General features: G+C 41.1%; 21 protein-coding genes and 4 tRNA genes. 18 read left to right on the top strand and 7 right to left on the bottom strand.

The window, feature by feature from the left end:
* Positions 1-241: 241 nt before the first annotated feature.
* The 7 genes from csrA to luxS all read left to right on the top strand — a co-directional run bounded on the left by csrA (position 242) and on the right by luxS (position 3,832).
* Positions 242-427 carry a carbon storage regulator CsrA gene (gene csrA, locus AACQ81_RS06310; RefSeq protein ID WP_010845367.1) on the top strand — a complete coding sequence of 62 codons (186 nt, stop codon included), beginning with the start codon at positions 242-244 and terminating at the stop codon, positions 425-427.
* 460 nt (positions 428-887) lie between these two features.
* Positions 888-980 (top strand) — tRNA-Ser (locus AACQ81_RS06305).
* 15 nt (positions 981-995) lie between these two features.
* Positions 996-1,072, top strand: a tRNA-Arg gene (locus AACQ81_RS06300).
* 85 nt (positions 1,073-1,157) lie between these two features.
* Positions 1,158-1,234, top strand: a tRNA-Arg gene (locus AACQ81_RS06295).
* 85 nt (positions 1,235-1,319) lie between these two features.
* Positions 1,320-1,396, top strand: a tRNA-Arg gene (locus AACQ81_RS06290).
* Positions 1,397-1,594: 198 nt separating this feature from the next.
* The gene (gene gshA, locus AACQ81_RS06285; RefSeq protein WP_237386643.1) at positions 1,595-3,154 is read left to right on the top strand and encodes a glutamate--cysteine ligase; all 1,560 of its coding nucleotides are present in this window, start codon (positions 1,595-1,597) and stop codon (positions 3,152-3,154) included.
* 162 nt (positions 3,155-3,316) lie between these two features.
* Positions 3,317-3,832 carry an S-ribosylhomocysteine lyase gene (luxS, locus tag AACQ81_RS06280; RefSeq protein ID WP_237386642.1) on the top strand — a complete coding sequence of 172 codons (516 nt, stop codon included), beginning with the start codon at positions 3,317-3,319 and terminating at the stop codon, positions 3,830-3,832.
* An 88-nt stretch (positions 3,833-3,920) separates the two neighbouring features.
* Here the strand turns inward: luxS and AACQ81_RS06275 are convergent, their stop codons facing one another.
* Positions 3,921-5,195 carry an HlyC/CorC family transporter gene (locus tag AACQ81_RS06275; protein ID WP_237386641.1) on the bottom strand — a complete coding sequence of 425 codons (1,275 nt, stop codon included), beginning with the start codon at positions 5,193-5,195 and terminating at the stop codon, positions 3,921-3,923.
* 55 nt (positions 5,196-5,250) lie between these two features.
* Positions 5,251-6,042 (bottom strand): cytochrome C assembly family protein, encoded by a 792-nt coding sequence (locus AACQ81_RS06270; protein WP_237386640.1) that lies wholly within the window; start codon positions 6,040-6,042, stop codon positions 5,251-5,253.
* A 237-nt stretch (positions 6,043-6,279) separates the two neighbouring features.
* On the opposite strand from AACQ81_RS06270, the gene ffh reads away from it, so the two are divergent.
* From ffh to rplS, 5 genes are all read left to right on the top strand, one after another.
* On the top strand, positions 6,280-7,641 hold the full coding sequence (gene ffh, locus AACQ81_RS06265; RefSeq protein ID WP_237386639.1) for a signal recognition particle protein: 1,362 nt from the start codon (positions 6,280-6,282) through the stop codon (positions 7,639-7,641).
* Between the two features lie 137 nt (positions 7,642-7,778).
* Complete coding sequence (gene rpsP / locus AACQ81_RS06260) at positions 7,779-8,027, top strand: 30S ribosomal protein S16 (RefSeq protein ID WP_092551758.1); 249 nt, start codon at positions 7,779-7,781, stop codon at positions 8,025-8,027.
* A gap of 18 nt (positions 8,028-8,045) precedes the next feature.
* Positions 8,046-8,594 (top strand): ribosome maturation factor RimM, encoded by a 549-nt coding sequence (rimM, locus tag AACQ81_RS06255; protein WP_237386638.1) that lies wholly within the window; start codon positions 8,046-8,048, stop codon positions 8,592-8,594.
* A 37-nt stretch (positions 8,595-8,631) separates the two neighbouring features.
* The gene (gene trmD / locus AACQ81_RS06250) at positions 8,632-9,372 is read left to right on the top strand and encodes a tRNA (guanosine(37)-N1)-methyltransferase TrmD (RefSeq protein ID WP_237386637.1); all 741 of its coding nucleotides are present in this window, start codon (positions 8,632-8,634) and stop codon (positions 9,370-9,372) included.
* Positions 9,373-9,448: 76 nt separating this feature from the next.
* Positions 9,449-9,802, top strand: a complete 354-nt coding sequence (rplS, locus tag AACQ81_RS06245; RefSeq protein ID WP_010845356.1) for a 50S ribosomal protein L19 — start codon at positions 9,449-9,451, stop codon at positions 9,800-9,802.
* Between the two features lie 172 nt (positions 9,803-9,974).
* Here rplS and AACQ81_RS06240 read toward each other — a convergent pair whose 3' ends face one another.
* Complete coding sequence (locus AACQ81_RS06240) at positions 9,975-11,318, bottom strand: anaerobic C4-dicarboxylate transporter (protein WP_237386636.1); 1,344 nt, start codon at positions 11,316-11,318, stop codon at positions 9,975-9,977.
* Positions 11,319-11,878: 560 nt separating this feature from the next.
* Between AACQ81_RS06240 and AACQ81_RS06235 the strand changes: the two genes are divergently transcribed.
* Together AACQ81_RS06235 and tyrA are read left to right on the top strand one after the other, a co-directional pair.
* Positions 11,879-12,973, top strand: a complete 1,095-nt coding sequence (locus AACQ81_RS06235) for a 3-deoxy-7-phosphoheptulonate synthase (RefSeq protein WP_272903034.1) — start codon at positions 11,879-11,881, stop codon at positions 12,971-12,973.
* A 5-nt stretch (positions 12,974-12,978) separates the two neighbouring features.
* Complete coding sequence (tyrA, locus tag AACQ81_RS06230; protein WP_237386673.1) at positions 12,979-14,100, top strand: bifunctional chorismate mutase/prephenate dehydrogenase; 1,122 nt, start codon at positions 12,979-12,981, stop codon at positions 14,098-14,100.
* 56 nt (positions 14,101-14,156) lie between these two features.
* On the opposite strand, the gene pheA is transcribed toward tyrA, so the two are convergent.
* Both pheA and raiA read right to left on the bottom strand, forming a co-directional pair.
* Positions 14,157-15,311, bottom strand: coding sequence for a bifunctional chorismate mutase/prephenate dehydratase (pheA, locus tag AACQ81_RS06225; protein ID WP_237386634.1), 1,155 nt, complete (start codon positions 15,309-15,311; stop codon positions 14,157-14,159).
* Between the two features lie 401 nt (positions 15,312-15,712).
* Positions 15,713-16,045: a ribosome-associated translation inhibitor RaiA gene (gene raiA / locus AACQ81_RS06220; RefSeq protein WP_237386633.1), complete on the bottom strand. Its 333-nt coding sequence runs from the start codon at positions 16,043-16,045 to the stop codon at positions 15,713-15,715.
* A 101-nt stretch (positions 16,046-16,146) separates the two neighbouring features.
* Between raiA and AACQ81_RS06215 the strand changes: the two genes are divergently transcribed.
* Complete coding sequence (locus AACQ81_RS06215; protein ID WP_272903033.1) at positions 16,147-16,269, top strand: hypothetical protein; 123 nt, start codon at positions 16,147-16,149, stop codon at positions 16,267-16,269.
* A gap of 240 nt (positions 16,270-16,509) precedes the next feature.
* Here the strand turns inward: AACQ81_RS06215 and bamD are convergent, their stop codons facing one another.
* Positions 16,510-17,232: an outer membrane protein assembly factor BamD gene (gene bamD, locus AACQ81_RS06210; protein WP_237386672.1), complete on the bottom strand. Its 723-nt coding sequence runs from the start codon at positions 17,230-17,232 to the stop codon at positions 16,510-16,512.
* A gap of 147 nt (positions 17,233-17,379) precedes the next feature.
* Here bamD and rluD point away from each other — a divergent pair, with 147 nt between their 5' ends.
* The 3 genes from rluD to clpB all read left to right on the top strand — a co-directional run bounded on the left by rluD (position 17,380) and on the right by clpB (position 21,796).
* Complete coding sequence (gene rluD, locus AACQ81_RS06205; protein WP_237386632.1) at positions 17,380-18,357, top strand: 23S rRNA pseudouridine(1911/1915/1917) synthase RluD; 978 nt, start codon at positions 17,380-17,382, stop codon at positions 18,355-18,357.
* Between the two features lie 4 nt (positions 18,358-18,361).
* Complete coding sequence (gene yfiH, locus AACQ81_RS06200) at positions 18,362-19,093, top strand: purine nucleoside phosphorylase YfiH (protein WP_237386631.1); 732 nt, start codon at positions 18,362-18,364, stop codon at positions 19,091-19,093.
* A gap of 129 nt (positions 19,094-19,222) precedes the next feature.
* Complete coding sequence (gene clpB / locus AACQ81_RS06195; RefSeq protein ID WP_237386630.1) at positions 19,223-21,796, top strand: ATP-dependent chaperone ClpB; 2,574 nt, start codon at positions 19,223-19,225, stop codon at positions 21,794-21,796.
* Positions 21,797-21,970: 174 nt separating this feature from the next.
* Here clpB and AACQ81_RS06190 read toward each other — a convergent pair.
* Positions 21,971-22,175, bottom strand: a 205-nt coding sequence (locus AACQ81_RS06190; RefSeq protein WP_237386629.1) for a hypothetical protein, incomplete at its 5' end; no start/stop codon positions are given.

Here is a 22,175-nt window from a genome sequence, read left to right as displayed (position 1 = left end):
ATTGCCGTGACAGCAGCGGCATTGTGAAAGAATTTTTTATGATGCCGGATGTTTTTTGTTGTGAAATTGTTGAAATGTTGGGCACATACTTATATTTTAGCTATCCTATAGATATAGGAAATGTGTTCAAAACTGCTTATACTTTAAGTAGATATCATTGCTTTACGTTTTCACGGTGTTTGATGGATAATAGCGGGGAAACCTAGAGACCCGACTCTTTTAAATTTTCAAGGAGCAAAGAATGCTTATTCTGACTCGTCGAGTTGGTGAAACACTCATGATAGGCGATGAGGTAACAGTCACAGTACTGGGAGTTAAAGGCAACCAAGTTCGCATTGGTGTAAATGCACCCAAGGAAGTTTCTGTTCACCGTGAAGAAATTTATCAACGGATCCAGGCAGAGAAATCTCAGCCTACAACTTTTTAATTCAAGAATGGCGTCCATGCTTTTTTAAGACTTGGGCGCTACTCTACCTTTATTTCCCTTCCCTTCCTTTCTTATGAACCTAGCTGTTATATCCTTCTTGTTAGTCTAATTCTATTCTCTCACGCCTTTTTATTTTCTATCTGTCGAAAAGACATTGTTCATGAGGCTATAGCGATGAATAATTATCTTCATAAATTTTAACGGCGATTAGATGATTTCACTGTTGATAAAACAGCCCCTTAGATGTTAATCCAAGCATTTTGCGTGCTAAGTGTTCAAACGGAAAAAAGTTGCGAAAAATTGTTTGACTTATCAGGCAGGAAAAGTAATATGTGCGCCATCGCAGCGACGAAGAGCTTAGAGAAAAGCTTCTGAGTAAGATTCAGAAGTAAAGCTTCAAAAGCTAAGAAGTTAAAACTTCCGAGTTGTAATTTTTTAAAGCGAATATTTTTAGAAATATGGTGAGGTGGCCGAGAGGCTGAAGGCGCTCCCCTGCTAAGGGAGTATGTGGTTAAGAGCTGCATCGAGGGTTCGAATCCCTCCCTCACCGCCATTATTTATAAGCAATGCATCCGTAGCTCAGCTGGATAGAGTACTCGGCTACGAACCGAGCGGTCGGAGGTTCGAATCCTCCCGGATGCACCATTTTAAATACCGCGATTTTTAGATGTCTTAATTCTGTCAAGTCAGGCAATTATCAACGTCTGAACAGAAATAGTAAACCGACAATGCATCCGTAGCTCAGCTGGATAGAGTACTCGGCTACGAACCGAGCGGTCGGAGGTTCGAATCCTCCCGGATGCACCATATTCAATATTGTGATTTTATCACGATATTTACATTTTGAAGAAAGACAGCAATAGTGTCTGAACAGAAATAGAAAACTGATAATGCATCCGTAGCTCAGCTGGATAGAGTACTCGGCTACGAACCGAGCGGTCGGAGGTTCGAATCCTCCCGGATGCACCATTTTAAACCCTTGCCTTATTAAGGCAGGGGTTTTTTGTTTTTACTCTCTTTCCAACCATAATATTTTCTCATTATTTCTCTTGTTTGAAATTTAATCGGTGGTATGGCGCTACCTATATGTAATCAGCGACAATTTGGTCTGTTTAATATAAAGTAAACTCTTAGTAATAATCTTTTAAAACTCCACGGGAGGTCAAATTGATCCCGGACGTATCAAAAGCATTGTCATGGTTAGAGGCAAACCCTACCGTATTAGATGGGATTTGTCGCGGTATTGAACGTGAAACATTGCGTGTTACTCCAGATGGTCATTTAGCTAGCACGAAGCATCCAGAATCACTTGGCGCTTCTTTAACGCATAAATGGATTACAACTGATTTTGCTGAATCTCTATTGGAGTTTATTACCCCTGTTGATAACAATATAGATAGAACCATTGATTTTCTTAAAGATTTGCATCGTTATACTGCGCGGAATCTGGATAATGAAAAAATGTGGCCTCTGAGTATGCCATGTTTTATTGACAGAGAAGAGAATATCATTCTAGCACAATATGGTACGTCTAATATAGGCCGTTTTAAGACCTTGTATCGTGAGGGATTAAAGAATCGTTACGGCGCATTAATGCAGACGATTTCCGGTGTACATTATAACTTTTCTCTGCCGATAAGTTTTTGGCAGGCTCGGTTAGGTGTTAAAGACGTAGAAACTGGAAAAGAACAGATTTCGGATGGTTATCTTCGCTTGATCCGAAATTATTACCGCTTTGGATGGGTAATTCCTTATTTATTTGGTGCATCACCAGCGATTTGTCCCTCTTTCCTGCGCGGACGAAACACCACATTATCCTTTGAAGAAACGGAAAAAGGAACTTGTTATCTACCTTACGCGACTTCATTAAGGATGAGTGACTTAGGATATACTAACAAATCACAAAGTGATCTGAATATTACCTTTAATCATCTCCATACATATGTAGAGGGCCTGAAGAAAGCGATTCATAAACCGTCAGCAGAATTTGCGGCAATTGGTATCAAAAAAGAGGGTAACTATTTACAGCTCAATACTAATGTCCTCCAGATTGAAAATGAATTATATGCACCTATACGGCCCAAACGTGTTACTAAAGAGGGAGAGTCGCCTTCAGATGCCTTGCTGAGAGGTGGTATAGAGTACATTGAAGTTCGTTCTCTGGATATCAACCCGTTCAGTGCAATTGGTGTGAATGAAACTCAGATTCGTTTTCTTGACTTGTTTTTGATATGGTGTGCTTTAGCTGATGCTCCTGAAATGGGAAATAAGGAGCTTGATTGCTGCCGTCAAAACTGGAGTAAGGTTATTTTGGAAGGGCGTAAACCAGGGCTGAGTATTGGCATTGGTTACGATATTGAACAACAGCCCCTTAAAATTGTGGGACAGAAGTTATTCAGGGACTTAGAAAGAGTTGCTGAAGTCCTGGATACCTGCTCAGGAACGCAGTATCAATCAGTCTGCAAAGAACTGGTGACTATGCTCGAAGATCCATCACTGACATTTTCAGGCCGTGTACTGGATAAAATGAAAGCTCAAGGAATCGTAGGTTTTGGGTTGGAGTTAGCAAACGGGTATCATCAGGAATTGATTGAAGAACCTTATTCAATTTTGAATGAAGACAGTTTCTCCATTCAGCGTGATGCTTCTGTATCGCTTCAACACCGTATTGAACAGCAAGACAGTATGAGTTTCGAAGACTATCTAAAACTTCATGCTGGGTGTTAAAAAAAGAAAATGGCCACCACTGGTGGCCGAATAAAGTATCTTAGAGAATAGGGATGATAACAATTTGCGCGTCTTCATATATTATGACCAGCCGCAAATGAAAAGGTTTCATTTATCTGGAAAAACTTTTGTAAAAAATCTGATGCCTAAGGAGGTAGAGTAATGCCTTTATTGGATAGTTTTACAGTTGACCATACTCGCATGTCTGCACCTGCTGTTAGGGTTGCCAAGACAATGCAAACACCTAATGGTGATATCATCACGGTATTTGATTTACGTTTTTGTGTTCCCAATGAAGCAGTGATGCCAGAAAAAGGTATTCACACACTTGAGCACTTGTTTGCGGGTTTTATGCGCAATCATTTGAATGGTGATGGTGTTGATATTATCGATATTTCTCCAATGGGATGCCGTACTGGTTTTTATATGAGTTTGATAGGTGCCCCAGATGAACAGAGAGTCGCTGAAGCTTGGAAAGCTGCAATGGCTGATGTACTGAAAGTTCAAGATCAGAGCAAGATACCTGAATTGAACATTTATCAGTGTGGCACTTATGAAATGCACTCATTAAAAGAAGCTCAAGATATTGCTCAGAATATTCTTGATGCTGGTGTTCGTGTCAATCATAACGATGAATTAGCATTACCTGAAGAAAAGCTCGTGGAGTTACAGGTATAGGCTATTTGTAAAGGGAAAACCTAGCTTATATTGTCCACTGGCCTATATTTTCCAGAGGGCTTGTTTTGCTGGCCCTCTATTATTCACTTTATTTTATGTTTTTATTTATCGGTGTGACACGAACCTGCTTGATAACATTGTCATGTACCGCAAGAACCTCAAAGTTATATTCATTAATCTGCACCTGAACGTGCAATTCGGGAATTTCACCTAATTCTTCCAGAATCATTCCATTCATTGTTCTTGGGCCATCCTCAGGAAGTGCCCAGCTAAATGCTTTATTTAATTCGCGAATATTGGCTGTGCCATCAACCAGAACGGTTCCGTCACTTTGAGGAAGAACTTCTTCTGCCAGAGTGGGAGACATGGATGTAGTAAAGTCACCGACAATTTCTTCCAAAATATCTTCGACAGTCACTAGCCCTTGAATATCGCCATATTCGTCAACAATCAAGCCAACTTTTTGCTTGTTGCGCTGGAAGTTGACTAGTTGAATATTTAACAGGGTGCTGACAGGGATAAAGTAGATTTTATCTGCTGCTTTGATCAAATTTCTTTTCGTGAACTCTTTTTTCTCCGTCATCATTCGATAGGCTTCTCGAACTCGCAGCATACCAATCGCATCGTCCAGAGAGTCACGGTAAAGTACGATTCGTCCATGTGGAGAATGCGTTAACTGCCGGATAACGGATTTCCAATCAGAGTTGATATCAATGCCGACAATTTCATTACGAGGTACCATAATGTCGCCAATAGTCACTTTCTCAAGATCCAATATTGAGATCAGCATATCCTGATTACGGCGTGATAGATTGGTATTTGATTCATTTACTATTGTGCGCAATTCATCTTTACTAACAGCATCATTGCGAATATTTGACGTCTTGATGCCCAGACACCTCATCAGCAGTAAACTGATCCTGTTAAATGCCCATACAAGAGGTAACATGATTTTTTCTAGTGGACGGAGCAGAAAACTACTGGGAAATGCCACTCTTTCTGGATAAAGTGCTGCAATAGTTTTTGGCATCACCTCAGAGAAGATGAGAATCACGAAAGTGAGTATACCTGTTGCAATAGCAACACCTACATCCCCATAAAGGCGCATACCGACAATAGTAGCGAGAGAAGAGGCCAAAATATTGATGAGATTGTTGCCAATAAGGATAAGACTGATAAGCCGGTCTGGATGACGGAGCAAAGACTCTACTCTTCGTGCAGGGGTGCTTCCTTGTTTAGCTAAATGACGTAAGCGATAGCGATTGATGGTCATCATGCTAGTTTCTGAGGCAGAGAAATAAGCCGAAACGATAACCATGACAACAAGAATGATAATTAATGTGCCTGTTGAGACGTGCTCCAAAACAGAATTCCTTCCTAATATTTATACGAACTGGATACAGAGATCTTTTAACTGCTTAATAAACCAATATTTCCTGCAATAGTCGGCTACCAAAAAACGCGAGTGTCAAAATAAACGCACCAATCAGATTAAACCAAATAACTCGCTTACCGCGCCATCCTTCATGATAGTGTCCCCAAAGTAAAATAACGTAGACGAACCATGCAATGATAGACAAAATGGATTTATGGATATTTTCTTTATTAAAAATATCATCCATATACATGATGCCGGTGCATAACGTCAATGTTAGTAAAATTACACCAACTTGGGTAATGTGGAACATTTTGCGTTCAATAACCATTAGCGGAGGCATGCCAGACGTAAAGGTGAGCTTTTTCTTTTTAAGCCGATAATCTAACCAGCCAAGTTGTAACGCATAAAGGGCTGCAATGAGCAAGGTGGCGTATCCAAGTAATGCCAGCCCGATGTGAATAAATAGTTCGATACTGCCTTCAAGGTGCGTAATAAATTCTCCCGGCATCAGACTAGTCAGTATCAAATTTATCATGGCAAAGCTGTAAACTATTGGCAATAAAAACCATGCTCGGCCGCAGAATGCTACGATTGTCATAATAATGGACATCAGCAAACTAACAATTGAACCTAAATTCAATAGGGTCAGATTCTGACCACTGCTGACATAAAACACTTGGTATTTCAAGGCAATAGAATGATTAAATAATGCTAGCATTGCGAAAAAAAGAGCCAGTTTTTGATAACTGTTTTGTTGGCGCAATAAACCTGGCACGATGAGCATCAGGCTAATGAGATAGGTAAGTAAAGCAATAATTGAAAATACCAGCATAACGTTTATCGTTTTCGCAATAATAATATTTACCCTCCATCTTTCAAACCGTAGCTTTTTGAAATCTATTGGGTGTGGATTGGACTTAAAATTTAAGTATACCGCTAGCTGGGGTAGCCTCCAACCGTTGTTAATGATACTTGGGAATCTCTTTGCAGTGATCACGTGATCATCGTGTTATAATTCGTAAAATTTGCCTTACAGGTAGACCCACTTGTAGATATCTGAGCTGAGACAATGTTTGATAATTTAACTGACAGACTATCGCGCACACTGCGCAATATCAGCGGCCGAGGAAGGCTGACTGAAGATAATATTAAAGATACGCTGCGCGAAGTTCGTATGGCTTTGCTCGAAGCGGATGTTGCATTGCCTGTCGTGCGTGATTTCATTTCACGAATCAAAGAGAGTGCAGTAGGGCATGAAGTTAACAAAAGTCTGACGCCTGGACAGGAATTCGTCAAAATAGTTCAGAATGAACTGGTGACGGCGATGGGGGAAGTTAACAGTGAGTTAAACCTTTCTGCACAGCCTCCTGCTGTTGTTCTGATGGCCGGTTTACAAGGTGCCGGTAAAACAACCAGTGTTGCCAAATTAGGTAAGCTTCTAAAAGAAAAAAATAAGAAAAAAGTATTGGTCGTCTCTGCTGATGTTTACCGTCCTGCGGCAATCAAACAACTTGAAACACTGTCTGAAACGGTTGGAATTAATTTCTTTCCTTCAGATCTGCAAGAGAAGCCAGTTGATATTGTCAACAAGGCAATTCAGCACGCCAAACTGAAATTCTATGATGTGTTGTTAGTCGATACCGCAGGTCGTCTGCATGTCGATGAAGCCATGATGGATGAAATTAAAGCGGTTCATGCAGCTATCAATCCTGTTGAAACCCTGTTTGTTGTTGATGCAATGACAGGTCAAGATGCTGCAAATACGGCAAAAGCATTTAATGAAGCATTGCCATTAACTGGGGTTGTCCTAACTAAAGTTGATGGAGATGCGCGTGGCGGTGCTGCGCTTTCCATCCGACATATTACTGGCAAGCCAATTAAATTCCTCGGTGTTGGTGAAAAAACAGATGCGTTGGAACCTTTTTATCCTGATCGCATCGCATCCCGCATTCTCGGTATGGGAGACATGCTTTCACTAATTGAGGAAATTGAAAGTAAGGTTGACCGCACTCAAGCGGAAAAATTGGCATCAAAACTGAAAAAAGGCGATGGCTTTGATTTAAGTGATTTTCTGGAACAGCTCAAACAAATGCGTAACATGGGTGGAATGACCAGCATGTTGAGCAAAATGCCTGGAATGTCACAGGTTCCTGATGCCGTCAAATCTCAAATGGATGATAAAGTCCTAGTTAAAATGGAAGCAATTATTAATTCCATGACTCGCAAAGAGCGAGAAAAGCCAGAAATTATCAAAGGTTCCCGTAAGCGTCGTATTGCTACGGGGTCTGGTACGCAAGTGCAGGATGTTAACCGTTTATTGAAACAGTTTGATGAAATGCAGCGCATGATGAAAAAAATGAAGAAAGGTGGCTTGGCGAAAATGATGCGGGGCATGAAAGGCATGCTGCCACTCGGATTTATGGGTCGATAATCGATAAAGTTGCGAAAGAAAATGTTCTTTGGATTGCTTTTTGCGCCAAAGTGAGTAAAATTTTCGGGCTTTTAAATGGACAGCCGGACTCCATTCCCCGATGAAGTCTGGTTGTTTTGCTAACTAATGAGGATGTTATGGTAACAATTCGTTTAGCTCGTGGCGGCGCAAAAAAGCGTCCGTTTTATCAAGTAGTAGTGACCGATAGCCGCAGTGCGCGTGACGGTCGTTTTATTGAGCGTGTTGGTTTCTTCAACCCAATCGCTTCAGGAAATGCAGAAGCCCTGCGTTTAGATCTAGACCGTATCGAACATTGGGTTGGTCTGGGTGCATCTATGTCTGATCGTGTTGCTGCACTGATCAAAGACGCTAAGAAAGCAGCTTAATCTGTCACGGTGGTAACAATGAGCAAACAATCTGGCCTAAAGCACCCTGTTGAGCCAATTGTATTGGGGAAATTAGGATCGGCATATGGCATTCGTGGTTGGCTCAGAGTTTTTTCTTCCACCGAACACACCGAAGACATTTTTGAATATCAGCCGTGGTTTATTCAACGTTCTGGCCAGTGGCAGCACGTTGAGCTAGAGGCGTGGAAATATCACAACCAAGATATTATCGTCAAAATCAAAGATATTGACGATCGGGATGCGGCAAATTTATTCACCAATTGTGAGATTATTGTGAATTCTAGCCAATTGCCAGAGCTGGAAGCAGGAGATTATTACTGGAAAGACCTTATTGGTTGCCAAGTGATAAATACTGCGGGTTATGACCTTGGAACCATCAGTGACATGATGGAAACAGGTTCTAACGATGTGATGGTAATAAAAGCAAATCTGAAAGATGCATTCGGTATCAAGGAGCGGTTAGTTCCGTTTCTTGATGGGCAGGTTATCAAGAAAGTCGATCTCGCTACCAAATCTATTGAGGTAGATTGGGATCCTGGTTTCTAATCTCCGGTAAAAACGGTTTAAATGAGTGGGACGCAGTATGTGGATTGGGGTTATTAGCCTGTTTCCTGAAATGTTCCGCGCAATAACCGATTACGGGGTAACTGGTCGGGCAGTCAAGAATGGCCTGTTGAGTATCGAGTGCTGGAGTCCAAGGGATTTTACCTACGACCGGCATCGTACTGTTGATGATCGTCCTTACGGCGGTGGTCCAGGCATGCTGATGATGGTGCAACCGTTAAGGGAAGCCATTCATGCAGCCAAAGTTTCGGCAGGTACCGGCGCAAAGGTGATTTATCTTTCACCTCAGGGACGCAAACTCGATCAACAAGGAGTTTGTGAACTGGCAACAAATGAGAAATTAATTCTGGTTTGCGGCCGTTATGAAGGTATTGATGAGCGTGTAATCCAAACCGAAATTGACGAAGAATGGTCTATTGGTGATTACGTTCTTAGCGGGGGAGAACTTCCTGCAATGACAATGATTGACTCGATTTCTCGGTTTATTCCAGGAGTATTAGGGCGTCAAGCGTCGGCAGAAGAAGACTCATTTGCTGATGGATTATTGGATTGTCCGCACTATACTCGCCCTGAAGTATTGGATGGAATGGAAGTTCCCCCTGTGTTGTTATCGGGAAACCACGCCGAAATAAATCGCTGGCGGATGAAACAATCACTTGGCCGAACTTGGTTACGAAGGCCCGAACTTCTAGAAAGCCTAGCTCTGACTGACGAGCAAAGGATGTTGCTATTTGAATTCCAACAGGAATATCAAGAGTAAGCAACAAATTAATCCAGATATGTCCTGTAAAGGAATGTCTTTGATATATCAGTTTACCTAGGGTAAGAGAGTTATTATGAGCAACATTATTAAACAACTTGAACAAGAGCAGATGAAGCAAGACGTACCATCATTCCGTCCGGGTGACACCGTGGAAGTTAAGGTATGGGTCGTTGAAGGTTCTAAAAAGCGTCTGCAGACATTCGAGGGCGTGGTTATTGCGATTCGTAACCGCGGTCTGCACTCTGCATTCACTGTTCGTAAGATTTCTAACGGCGAAGGTGTTGAGCGTGTATTCCAGACTCACTCCCCAGTCGTAGACAGCATCAACGTTAAACGTCGTGGTGCTGTTCGCAGAGCTAAACTGTACTACCTGCGTGAGCGTTCTGGTAAGGCAGCTCGTATTAAAGAGCGTCTGAACGCGAAATAATACGCTTTCGCTACATCCGAAAGTTATCGTTAAAGGCCAGCACATTTGCTGGCCTTTTTTACATTTTTAAATAACCTACCAATAAATAACCCGCCATATAGAGTCTCTAATATAGGAATTAATTCAATGAACGGGCTATATTAACATTCAGATTTTTAGCTCTAATTTAGCATTACATGAATGTGCTAACTAAAACGTATCCTACCGTGCATGAACCACTGACACTAATCAATCCAGGTATAATAAAACTATGGTTGATAATGAATTTCCCAATTTTTGTTGTACCTGAACGGTCAAAACCGATACAAGCCAGATCGCTTGGGTAAGTAGGCAAAACAAAATAACCATAGGCAGCTGGAAAGAATGCAATCAGCAGTTTGGGATCCACACCAAGTTGTAATCCCATTGGCGCTATGGCTGTTAAAGCTGCTGCCTGACTGTTAACCAATTTTGAAACTAAGAACAGCACTAGAGCGTAGGTCCATGGTTGAGTTTGGACAACATCCTCCAAGACCAGTTTTAATTCCCCTAGATGTGAATGGAAGAAAGTATCACTCATCCACGCTACGCCAAAGACAGAAAAGATCGCAACCATGCCAGCTTTGAATACTGCACTATTAGCGATTTCATTAGCCTTGACTTTGCACACCATCAACATGATGGCTCCTGCAATTAACATCATCATCTGGATCACCAGATTCATAGAGAGAGGCTTTAAAGCCCCTTTTACTTCAAAAGCTGGACGTAAATTAGTAAAGGCACCAAATAAGACTACAACTGCAATTGCAGCAAAGAAAATCCAGGTGGCCCAATAAGCCTGTTTAGGAAATACCTGATCTAATAATGTTTCTGAACTACCATAAATAAACTCACGTTGTTTTGGATCTTTGAGTTTTTCTTGGAACTCTTCATCTTTATCAAGATCTTTCCCACGATGCAAACTCCATAATGCAGAAAGAATTACCCCTGTGAGTGATGAAGGTATTGAAACCGCCAATATTTCCAAGATCCCGTAAGATTGCCCAATCCCATGGCTGGCAGCAATAATTGACACCAAAGAAACAACGGCAACGGAAACGGGTGAAGCGGTAATTGCTATTTGAGAAGCAACAGAAGCAACTGCCATTGGGCGTTCAGGGCGAATTCCTTTTTTCAGAGCGATATCACCAATGATTGGGAACATGGTATAAACCACATGCCCTGTACCACAAAGAAAAGTTAGAGTCCAAGTTGTCAATGGTGCCAAAATAGTGATGTGTTGTGGATGACGACGCAGAAGACGTTCTGCAAACTGCATCATGATATTGAGTCCCCCTGCGGTTTGCAGTACAGATGCACAACCGATTACAGCAAGAATGGTGAGCATCACATCAACAGGGGGCTTGCCGGGTTCCAAGTCAAAAATAAATGTCAGTATAAAAAGCCCAATACCACTGATCAGCCCTAATCCCATTCCTGCATAACGCGTACCTATCAATAAGCATATAATTATTATGGCAAATTGTAGCGTTATCATATCTGTCCTTAATGAATGATTTAAAAATAAACAAAAGCTGTAATGCAGGCTTTAAAAACTGCATCACTTATACCTGTCATCGTTCAAATTGCAGCTAACAAATCTGCAATTTGAAACCTATTAGATATATCTATCCTCTATAAACATTATTTTATAGTTTCATAGAAATACTAAGAGAATACATATTAATATTATTTAAATCTGAGTATAAAAACGGGATTGAGATCTTGTTTTTACTATATGATTTTAAAAAGAAATTTATATTGACTATAAATAATATTTAGATGGTAAATAAAATATTTATATTGTGAATGAAATTGTAAAAATCAACTTACAAAAATTTAACTTGAAAATTTATTTATATATTCATTAGTAAAATTAAACAATAATTAATTGTTTCAGAACGTACGGTATCAAAAATACAAATCTTTTATGTAAACAAAAGTTTACGATAAGCGAAATTAATTTACATATTTGGATTGTATTCTTTACGATGCGTGGTATGTTATCCAGCAGACACTCAAAAAACATAATATAGATATAACAAGGCAGGTAGAGAAATGATCATGCAAAAAGATGCTCTTAATAACGTTCATATTCTTGATGAACAGGTTCTTATCACTCCAGAAGAACTGAAACAGAAATACCCATTGAGTAGCAACGACCTGCATGCCATCACGAATGCGCGTAATACTATTGCGGATGTTATTCAACATCGTGATCCTCGTTTACTAGTGGTATGTGGCCCATGTTCAATTCACGATGTGGATGCTGCTCTTGATTATGCCCGTCGTTTGAAAACGCTCTCTGCTGAATTGAGTGATTGTCTGTATATTGTTATGCGTGTCTATTTTGAAAAACCTCGTACAACGGTTGGCTGGAAAGGTTTAATAAGTGATCCCTATATGGATGGTTCATTTGATATGGATGCCGGGTTACATATTGCCCGCCGTCTGTTATTAAACTTGGTCGAAATGGGATTGCCGTTGGCCAATGAAGCGCTGGATCCTAACAATCCGCAGTATTTAGGTGACTTATTCAGTTGGTCAGCGATTGGTGCGAGAACGACAGAGTCACAAACCCACCGGGAAATGGCATCGGGATTGTCTGTATCAGTTGGGTTTAAAAATGGTACTGACGGGAATTTGAACACGGCGATTAACGCGATGAAAGCAGCCTCAATGCCTCATCGTTTTATGGGCATCAATCAATCTGGTCAGGTCTGTTTGTTGCAAACTCAGGGTAATCCTAATGGGCATGTTATCCTGCGAGGTGGTGCAGCTCCGAATTACAGTGCTGAGCATGTTGCTGATTGTGAACACCAAATGATTAAAGCAGGATTAACGCCATCATTGATGATTGATTGTAGCCACGGTAATTCCAACAAAGATTTTCGCCGTCAGGGCATCGTAGTGGATTCTGTTGCAGAACAAATTATGGCTGGAAATCAATCTATTATCGGTATTATGTTGGAAAGCCATCTTAATGAAGGGAATCAATCCTCAGAGCAGCCTTGTTCTGAAATGAAATATGGTGTTTCAGTAACAGATGCTTGTATTAACTGGCAAACTACGGAGCAAGTGTTAAGAAAATTGCACCAACAAATTGTACCACATTTGGCAAATCGAAATATGATGATGGAAAAAGCAGGGTAATGAAAATGGCCGCAGAATTGTCACAATTGAGGGAACAAATTGATGAAGCAGACAAAGCATTATTGTCTTTGTTGGCAAAACGCATGAGTTTAGTCACACAAGTTGGTGAAGTTAAGAGCCAACTTGGTTTGCCTATCTACGTACCTGAAAGGGAAACTGAAATGCTGGCTTCTCGTCGTCAGGAGGCGGAAGATATGGGTATTCCGCCTGACTTAATTGAAGATATTCTGCGTCGTATAATGCGAGAATCCTATGTCAGTGAAAACAGTAAAGGTTTCAAAAAACTTTGTACTCATTTGGGACCAGTAGTCATCGTAGGTGGTTCAGGTAAAATGGGAAAACTGTTTAGCCGTTTGTTGACGCTCTCTGGGTACGAAGTTAGAGTGCTTGAAACTGATGATTGGAATAATGCCGAGCATATATTAGCAGATGCCGGAATGGTTATGGTCAGTGTTCCCATTCATTTGACAGAAAAAGTTATCCGACGGTTACCTCCTTTGCCAAAACACTGCATTTTGGTTGATTTGGCTTCCATCAAATACAGACCATTAAATGCGATGCTTGATGTACACGAAGGCCCTGTTTTAGGGCTGCATCCTATGTTTGGGCCTGATGTAGGTAGTTGTGCTAAACAGGTAGTGGTGTATTGTGACGGTCGTTACCCAGAAGCTTATCAGGGGTTTTTGGATCAAATATTGGTATGGGGTGCACGTTTACATCAAATCAGAGCAGATGAACATGATAAGAATATGAGCTTTATTCAAGCGCTGCGTCATTTCACTACTTTTTCTTACGGACGACATCTTGCAAAAGAAGATATTGATTTGCAGCAATTGCTTTCATTATCGTCACCCATTTATAGATTAGAGTTGGCGATGGTAGGGCGGTTATTTGCACAAGATCCTCAGTTATACGCTGATATAATTATGTCTAGCCCTGAAAATATTGAGCAAATCCGACGTTATCACCAACGTTTTGCTCAAGCTTTGGAAATATTAGAAAATCAGGATAAATCGGCTTTCATTGAGAGTTTTAAACAAGTAAGCGAATGGTTTGGAGATGAGGCGACCCGGTTTATGAAAGAGAGCCGAGTGCTTTTGCAGCAAGCCAGTGACAGCAGAAAATAATCTATTGATAATTATACAATAAATTAAAACCGGATGAAAACATCCGGTTTTTTACTTTAGATCGGATCGATTGGAACTATATTTTCTGATGGATAACATCCCAATACTTTCAAAAAGCGCGTTATTTCTGCTAGTTCTTTAAGTGTTTGTTGCATCTTAATTGAGCGCAGATTGGTTTGCACATCAATATAAAACATTTCTTCCCACGGTTTGCCATTTATTGGTCTAGATTCCAACTTACTCATGACAATATCGTGTTTCTTCAAAATAATAAGTGCATCGACTAAAGAACCAGCTTGCTGTCCTGTTGACATGATAAACGTGGTTTTGGCGGGAACTTGCTCTGATACTTCAATCGGTTTGCGGGCAACAACAATAAAACGAGTGCTATTATTTTGCTGATTCGCTAAATCTCTTTCGAGAACTTGTAATCCATAGAGAGCGCCTCCAGCCTCACTGCCTAGTGCTGCCACTTCAGGGGAATTGAGTTCAGACACTTTTTGCATGGCGACCGCAGTGCTTTCGCAATAGATAATATTCCAGTGAGGATATTTATTGAGGTATTGATTGCATTGTTGGAAAGGCTGAGAGTGGCAATAAACCGTTTTTATCCTTGAGGTATCAGTTTGTCCGGTAATCAATAAACAGTGATTGATTGGCAGGGTTATTTCTCCGACAAGGGATAAAGGTGTATGTTGCAGTAAATCATAAACCTCATTGATTGCCCCTGAGCTGGTATTTTCCAGAGGCAGAATGCCATAATCTGCTTGCCCAATCTCAACTAATGAAAAAATGTCTGGAAACTTGTGGCAGCTGCATTCAATTAGTTGGTTAAAGTGGCGAGCCGCAAATTGACGCGCAGCAAGATGAGAATAGGAACCTTTTGGCCCTAGAAAAGTAACGCGAGCTGAGTCAAAGTGAGTCTGATTCAGATGTTGTTGTAATAACGCTTGCTGAGTAAGAACTGAATCTTCAATGATCATGTGAAATAGCCGGGTAATGTAAAATCCATCTAATCCATGGGATTTACCCTTTGTAATTAATACATTTAGTAGTTCCTGCTCACGGTTTTTATCTCGGATAGGGCGGTGATCGAGAAGTTTTGTCTGGGCGATATTAGTTGCTAATTGCCGGCGTTTAGCGAGTAAATCCAGCAATTCAGCATCAATACTACTAATCTCTTCTCGTAAATTAACTAAATCTTGTTCCATAGCGTGTTCCTGACATTCTTATTATGGGTATAGTGTATTATGGGTATAGTCTATGGCCTGTAAAACAAAAAACCTCCCGTTAGTAGGGAGGTTTCTATTCGTCTGCTTAATTTCTTTTTAAACGAAATACCCCCTCATGAGAAGGTAAAAAAGAAAAATAAGAAAGACAGGTTGATAGCCATTTTGTTTGTTAGCACATTACTTTATGGTTTCAATAGTGTACTTTAATTAACCTATTTAGAGTGGGGTGTCAACAGAAGGAGGTTGTTAACTTCATTTTTTACTCTACTACCCTATTGGTTTCAACGTATATAATTATTGTATGTAAGGACAATTATTGGATATAAGGATAGTAAAAAACGCGCTCATTGAGCGCGTTAGATTAGAAAGAAGTGTGTTTGTTATGCTTCTAAATTGAGGTTTGATTCTTTAACGCTGTTATCTGCACGTCGAGCTTCTGATTTATGTTGTACTTTATTAAGTTGGCGCTCTAATTTTGTTAGTAGCTCGTTGATGGCAGAGTACATATCTTCATGTTTTGCACTGGCAACTAATGTACCATTTGGGGTGCCAATTGTGGCATCAACTAAGAATCCCTGAGGTTCTTTTGATAGCACTATGTGTGGGTTAATTAAAGTCACTTGCCACTTATTCAACTTGCTTAGACGGTCTTCCACGTGGCTACGAATTGCGGGGGTAATTTCCATTTGTTTGCTGGTAATGTTTACTAACATATAGTTACCTCTTAATGTTACTCCGTCTTTGATGGATTCAGCATACCGCGCTTTTACGTAAAAAGAATGATCTAAATCACTTTTATTGGGTGATTTAGGACGTGAATGACAGAATTGTGACAGTCAAGGAAGATGTGGAGAATATTTGTTGCGGACTGGAGCATAATGCGCCATTATCGGTCAGTTATGGTATTGTCAATTTTGTTGATAATGTCATTATGTAAACTATTTTCGATATAAAAATATTAGAAAAATAACCCAAATATACCAATGAGTTTCAAGATGCTGCGAGACAGTAAGGGAAGGTATTTCAGGGAAGATTGATAACTAGGTAACCTGAAAAGAGAATGATCGGAAAAAAAGGTGAGCGTCGCTGACAAAACGGCAACTTGAAAGATAATGGGTATGTCTGAATAAAAAAAACAGCAGCCGAAAGCTGCTGTTTTTGATCATAATCTTAAATTTTATTCAGGATTGGCCGCAATCAGTTTTGTCACTTTACCTGCTTCAGTTGTCAGCCCTAATTTCTTATAAGCCGATTCCATATAAGAAAGCGCTTCCCGGGTTGCATGAGTATCAGGATAATCTCGTAACATTTGTTCTACGCGATTGACAACTGCCACATAAGCACTGCGTTTAGTGTAATATTTCACGACTGCAAGTTCGTATTTGGCCAAACGCTCTTTGATAAATGCTAAACGCTTAGTAGCATCGGTTGAATATTGGCTGTTTGGATAATAGCGAACGAGTTGACTGAAATCACGGAACGCAGCACGAGCATGTTCAGGGTCGCGATCCGAACGATCAATACCGAAAAAGCCTTGTAGTGCACTGTCATCCAGAGCCTGTGAGACCAAACCACGCATATATAAGACATAATCGATATTAGGGTGGGTTGGATTCAAACGCATGAAACGGTCAATTGATGCAAGAGCCAGTGGGAATTCCGCTGATTTGTAGTAGGCATAGATCAAATCAAGCTGAACCTGTTGGGAGTACGGCCCAAAAGGATAACGGTTATCAAGAGATTCCAATTGCTTGATGGCCGCTTTATAGTTACCTTCTTGCAGCTTTTCTTGCCCGACTGAATAAATTTGAGATGGTGGGATATCAGGAACAGCATCCTTATTGCTGGAGCATCCAGATAGAATCAGGCTCAATGTGGCCGCTGCCACTAGATATTTCATGCGAATCATCACGTGTTGATTATCCTCTGAGAGTTTTCTGGGAGACTGTCCGTGAAGCTCCCGGCAAAATATAGAGTTACAATAGCACACTATTTTAAATGAAACGGCTTTGCCGTCAAAACTCAACGTAAAATATAGAAGTTATATATGGCACAACAAATCCGACTCAACGCAATAGTCGCTGAATCTCAGCTTGGTCAACGTTTAGATCAAACTTTGGCTGAATTGTTTTCCGATTATTCAAGGTCACGTATAAAAGAGTGGATCTTGGACAATAAAGTTCAAGTTAATGGTAAATTAATTAATAAACCAAAAGAAAAAGTTCTCGGAGGGGAAGAAATTTCCATCAATGCTATCATTGAAGAAGATGCTCGTTGGGAACCGCAGGATATTGAATTGAATGTAGTCTATGAAGACGACGATATTCTGGTTATCAATAAGCCACGGGATTTGGTTGTTCATCCGGGGGCAGGTAATCCTGATGGAACCATACTGAATGCCTTGTTATACCGTTATCCTGAAATAGCGGATGTGCCTCGTGCCGGCATTGTTCATCGTCTTGATAAGGATACAACGGGATTGATGGTTGTCGCAAAAACCGTACCAGCCCAAACCCGTCTGGTGGAATCTTTGCAGTTGCGTGAAATAACCCGTGAATATGAAGCCATTGCCTTGGGATGTATGACGGCAGGGGGCATGGTAGAAGAGCCTATTTCTCGCCATCCAACCAAAAGAACGCATATGGCTGTACATCCGATGGGAAAACCAGCTATTACCCACTACCGTGTTATGGAACATTTCCGGGCACATACCCGTTTGCGTTTACGCTTAGAGACGGGTAGAACACACCAAATCCGTGTACATATGGCACACATTAAGCATCCTTTGGTTGGTGATTCATTGTATGGCGGACGTCCTCGCCCTCTAAAAGGGGCATCGGACGAATTTCGAGAAGTAATGCGCAATTTTGATCGCCAGGCATTGCATGCCACCATGTTGCGCCTTTACCATCCGATTACTGGAATTGAGATGGAATGGCATGCGCCATTACCAGATGACATAGTTAAACTTGCTGAAGTAATGAAAGCGGATGCTGAAGCTTTCAAAGATGAAATGGATTGGTAAGTAAATGACACCCCTGATTTTTCCCGATTGGCCACAGCCTGAGAATGTTGCTGCTTGCAGTACAACCCGCGAGGGAGGTTTAAGTTTGCCCCCTTATGACAGCCTTAATTTGGGGAGTCATGTTGGGGATGAACCAGAATGTGTAGAGCGAAATAGAAAACTTCTGGTTGAATATGCTCAGTTGCCACAGCAACCAATTTGGTTGGAACAAGTACACGGAACACGTGTTATCAGGCTTGAGGGTCAGTTACTGGGAAATAATCAGGCTGATGCTGTTTACACAAATGTTCCCGGGCAGGTTTGTGCTGTGATGACAGCAGATTGTTTGCCAGTTTTGTTTTGCAGTATTCACGGAGATGAAGTTGCAGCAGCTCACTCTGGGTGGCGTGGATTATGTGACGGAGTATTAGAAAATACTGTATCTCAATTTAACGCGAAACCTGAAATGATTCGTGTATGGCTGGGAGCAGCTATTGGCCCTAATAAATTTGAGGTAGGCGCTGAAGTCAGGGAAGCCTTTATGTTGACCAATCCTGAACTGGAGCAAGCTTTCATACCTTATGGCGATAAATTTCTGGCAAATATTTATTTACTGGCTAAATTAAAGTTGCAGTCTGTCGGAATAACAGACATTTTTGGCGGGGTCGCATGCACTGTGACGGAGAAAGAAAGATTTTTCTCTTATCGTCGTGATGGTAACACCGGACGAATGGCAACTTTAATCTGGTTAAGATAATCTATTCCACAGGACGATCTTTGGCGTATAGCGGTAAGTTTCCAATTAACTTTTCAGAAGACCTTGAATATTTAAGGAATGACCTTATCTAATCTCCAGTAGCAAATTCTGACCAGTATTGGAGGTGTTATGCGTCTGGATCGTCTTACCAACAAATTCCAGCTAGCTCTCTCTGACGCCCAATCTCTTGCATTAGGGTGTGATAATCAATTCATAGAGCCTATCCATTTGATGTCCGCATTGCTTAATCAAGAAGGCGGCTCCATTCGTCCTTTATTGACATCGGCTGGAGTGGATACAGCGAGTTTCAATAATCAACTTAACCTAGTTCTAGATCGATTGCCGAAAGTCGAAGGCAATGGTGGAGATGTACAGGTATCCAATGAGCTTGGGCGTTATTTAAATTTGTGCGACAAACTTGCGCAAAAAGCAGGGGACAATTTTATTTCCTCCGAACTCTTTATTTTGGCAGCGATAGAGGAACGTGGAACATTAAGTGACATCCTTAAAGCTGTCGGTGTAACTAAAGATAAAATCACTAAGGCAATAGAACAAATGCGTGGTGGTGAGAAAGTGAATGATCAAGGTGCAGAAGATCAGCGCCAAGCATTAAAGAAATATACAATTGATCTGACTGAACGTGCTGAACAAGGAAAATTAGATCCTGTTATTGGACGCGATGAAGAAATTCGCCGCACAATCCAGGTCTTACAGCGTCGAACTAAAAACAACCCTGTACTTATTGGTGAACCAGGAGTAGGGAAAACTGCCATTGTTGAAGGTTTGGCGCAACGCATAGTCAATAGTGAAGTTCCCGAAGGATTGAAAAACAAGCGTGTTCTGTCTCTTGATATGGGGGCGTTGTTAGCAGGTGCGAAATACCGTGGCGAATTTGAAGAACGTCTGAAAGGTGTTTTAAACGATCTGGCTAAACAAGAAGGTTCAGTCATCCTATTTATTGATGAATTGCATACCATGGTAGGAGCTGGTAAAGCTGAAGGTGCTATGGATGCCGGTAACATGCTAAAACCTGCTCTGGCACGTGGTGAATTGCACTGTGTGGGAGCGACGACACTGGATGAATATCGGCAGTATATTGAGAAGGATGCAGCTTTGGAACGCCGCTTCCAGAAAGTTTATGTCGCAGAACCCACGGTTGAGGACACTATTGCAATTCTGCGTGGGCTGAAAGAGCGTTATGAGCTGCATCATCATGTACAGATAACCGATCCGGCAATTGTCGCTGCTGCAACTTTATCTCATCGTTATATTTCTGATCGCATGTTGCCAGATAAAGCAATTGACCTGATTGATGAAGCCGGAGCCAGTCTGCGTATGCAGATGGACTCTAAACCAGAATCATTGGATCGCCTTGAACGCCGTGTTATTCAATTGAAACTTGAACAGCAGGCGCTGAAAAAAGAATCAGATGATGCCAGTAAAAAACGTTTAGAAATGCTAAGCGAAGAATTGTCAGAAAAAGAACGCGAATATTCTGAGCTGGAAGAAGAATGGAAAGCAGAAAAAGCTGAGCTTACCGGTACTCAGAATATCAAGGCAGAGTTAGAAAATACGCGCATTGAATTGGAAAAAGCTCGCCGTAGTGGCGACTTAGCCAAAATGTCTGAAATTCAGTATGGAAAAATTCCGGAATTAGAGAAACGTTTGGCTACGGCAACAACAGCAGAAAATCGTCATATGAAATTGCTGCGCAATAAAGTCACTGATGCTGAAATTGCTGAAACTCTTGCTCGCTGGACAGGAATTCCTGTATCCAGAATGTTGGAAAGTGAAAAAGATAAATTGTTGCGCATGGAACAAGAGTTGCATAAACGTGTTATCGGGCAGAATGAAGCTGTGAATGCCGTATCGAACGCCATTCGCCGTAGCCGAGCGGGATTATCTGATCCTAATCGTCCCATTGGCTCTTTTATGTTTTTGGGGCCAACGGGGGTAGGTAAAACAGAATTATGCAAGGCACTGGCTAATTTCTTGTTCGACAGTGATGATGCAATGGTTCGTATCGATATGTCGGAATTTATGGAGAAACACTCCGTTTCAAGACTGGTGGGTGCTCCTCCCGGATATGTTGGATATGAGGAAGGAGGGTATCTGACTGAAGCGGTACGCCGCCGTCCTTATTCAGTTATATTGCTGGATGAAGTGGAAAAAGCTCATCCAGATGTTTTCAATATCTTATTACAGGTATTGGATGATGGTCGCCTGACAGATGGGCAGGGAAGAACGGTTGATTTTCGCAATACAGTTGTGATTATGACCTCTAATTTAGGTTCCGATATGATTCAGGAACGTTTTGGTTCGCTGGATTATACAGGAATGAAAAATATGCTGATGGAAGTAGTTGGTCATCATTTCAGACCTGAGTTTATTAACCGTGTCGATGAAATTGTCGTGTTCCACCCATTAGGAAAAGAACATTTGGTATCCATTGCGAATATTCAATTGCAGCGTTTATACCATCGGCTGGAAGAACGTGGTTATCTGGTTACGATGACACCTTCTGCATTGGAGAAATTGAGTGAGGCTGGTTTTGATCCTGTGTATGGTGCTCGCCCTCTGAAACGAGCCATTCAGCAAGAAATTGAAAACCCTCTGGCACAACAGATTCTTTCTGGCAAATTGATACCAGGTGAATTAGTGACTCTGGATCTGGAAAACAATAGTATAGTTGCAAAACAATAGTATTGTCTGCGTAGTAATAGCTTTTATAAGTAATCGTCTATATTTATAAGAGACTGGAAGCGGTTTTCATGACAAACAGTTTGATAATTTGTCGTGGAATAATAGAAACAGATCTTACAAAGATAAAAAGAGGTGGGAAAAACACCTCTTTTTTCTTTTTTTAGGATAAAAAAACTACAATGCAAACTGTTTTGACGAAGAAGCGAGCGATTGGCGATATTTTTTAAAATAACTATTGCCACTATCATAAAACTCCCTATAATGCGCATCCGTTGTCACGACAAATACACAAATCTGTCGGGATGACAAAGTGAAAAGCCTTGAAAAATAAGGCTTGACACTGACAGAGGAAAGCGTAAGATACGCAGCCTCGCAACCC

The sequence above is a fragment of the Xenorhabdus sp. Sc-CR9 genome (assembly GCF_963897815.1).
GTDB lineage: Bacteria > Pseudomonadota > Gammaproteobacteria > Enterobacterales > Enterobacteriaceae > Xenorhabdus.
Note: the sequence above shows the minus strand (reverse complement) of the source record. Positions and strands in the feature narration are given on the sequence as shown.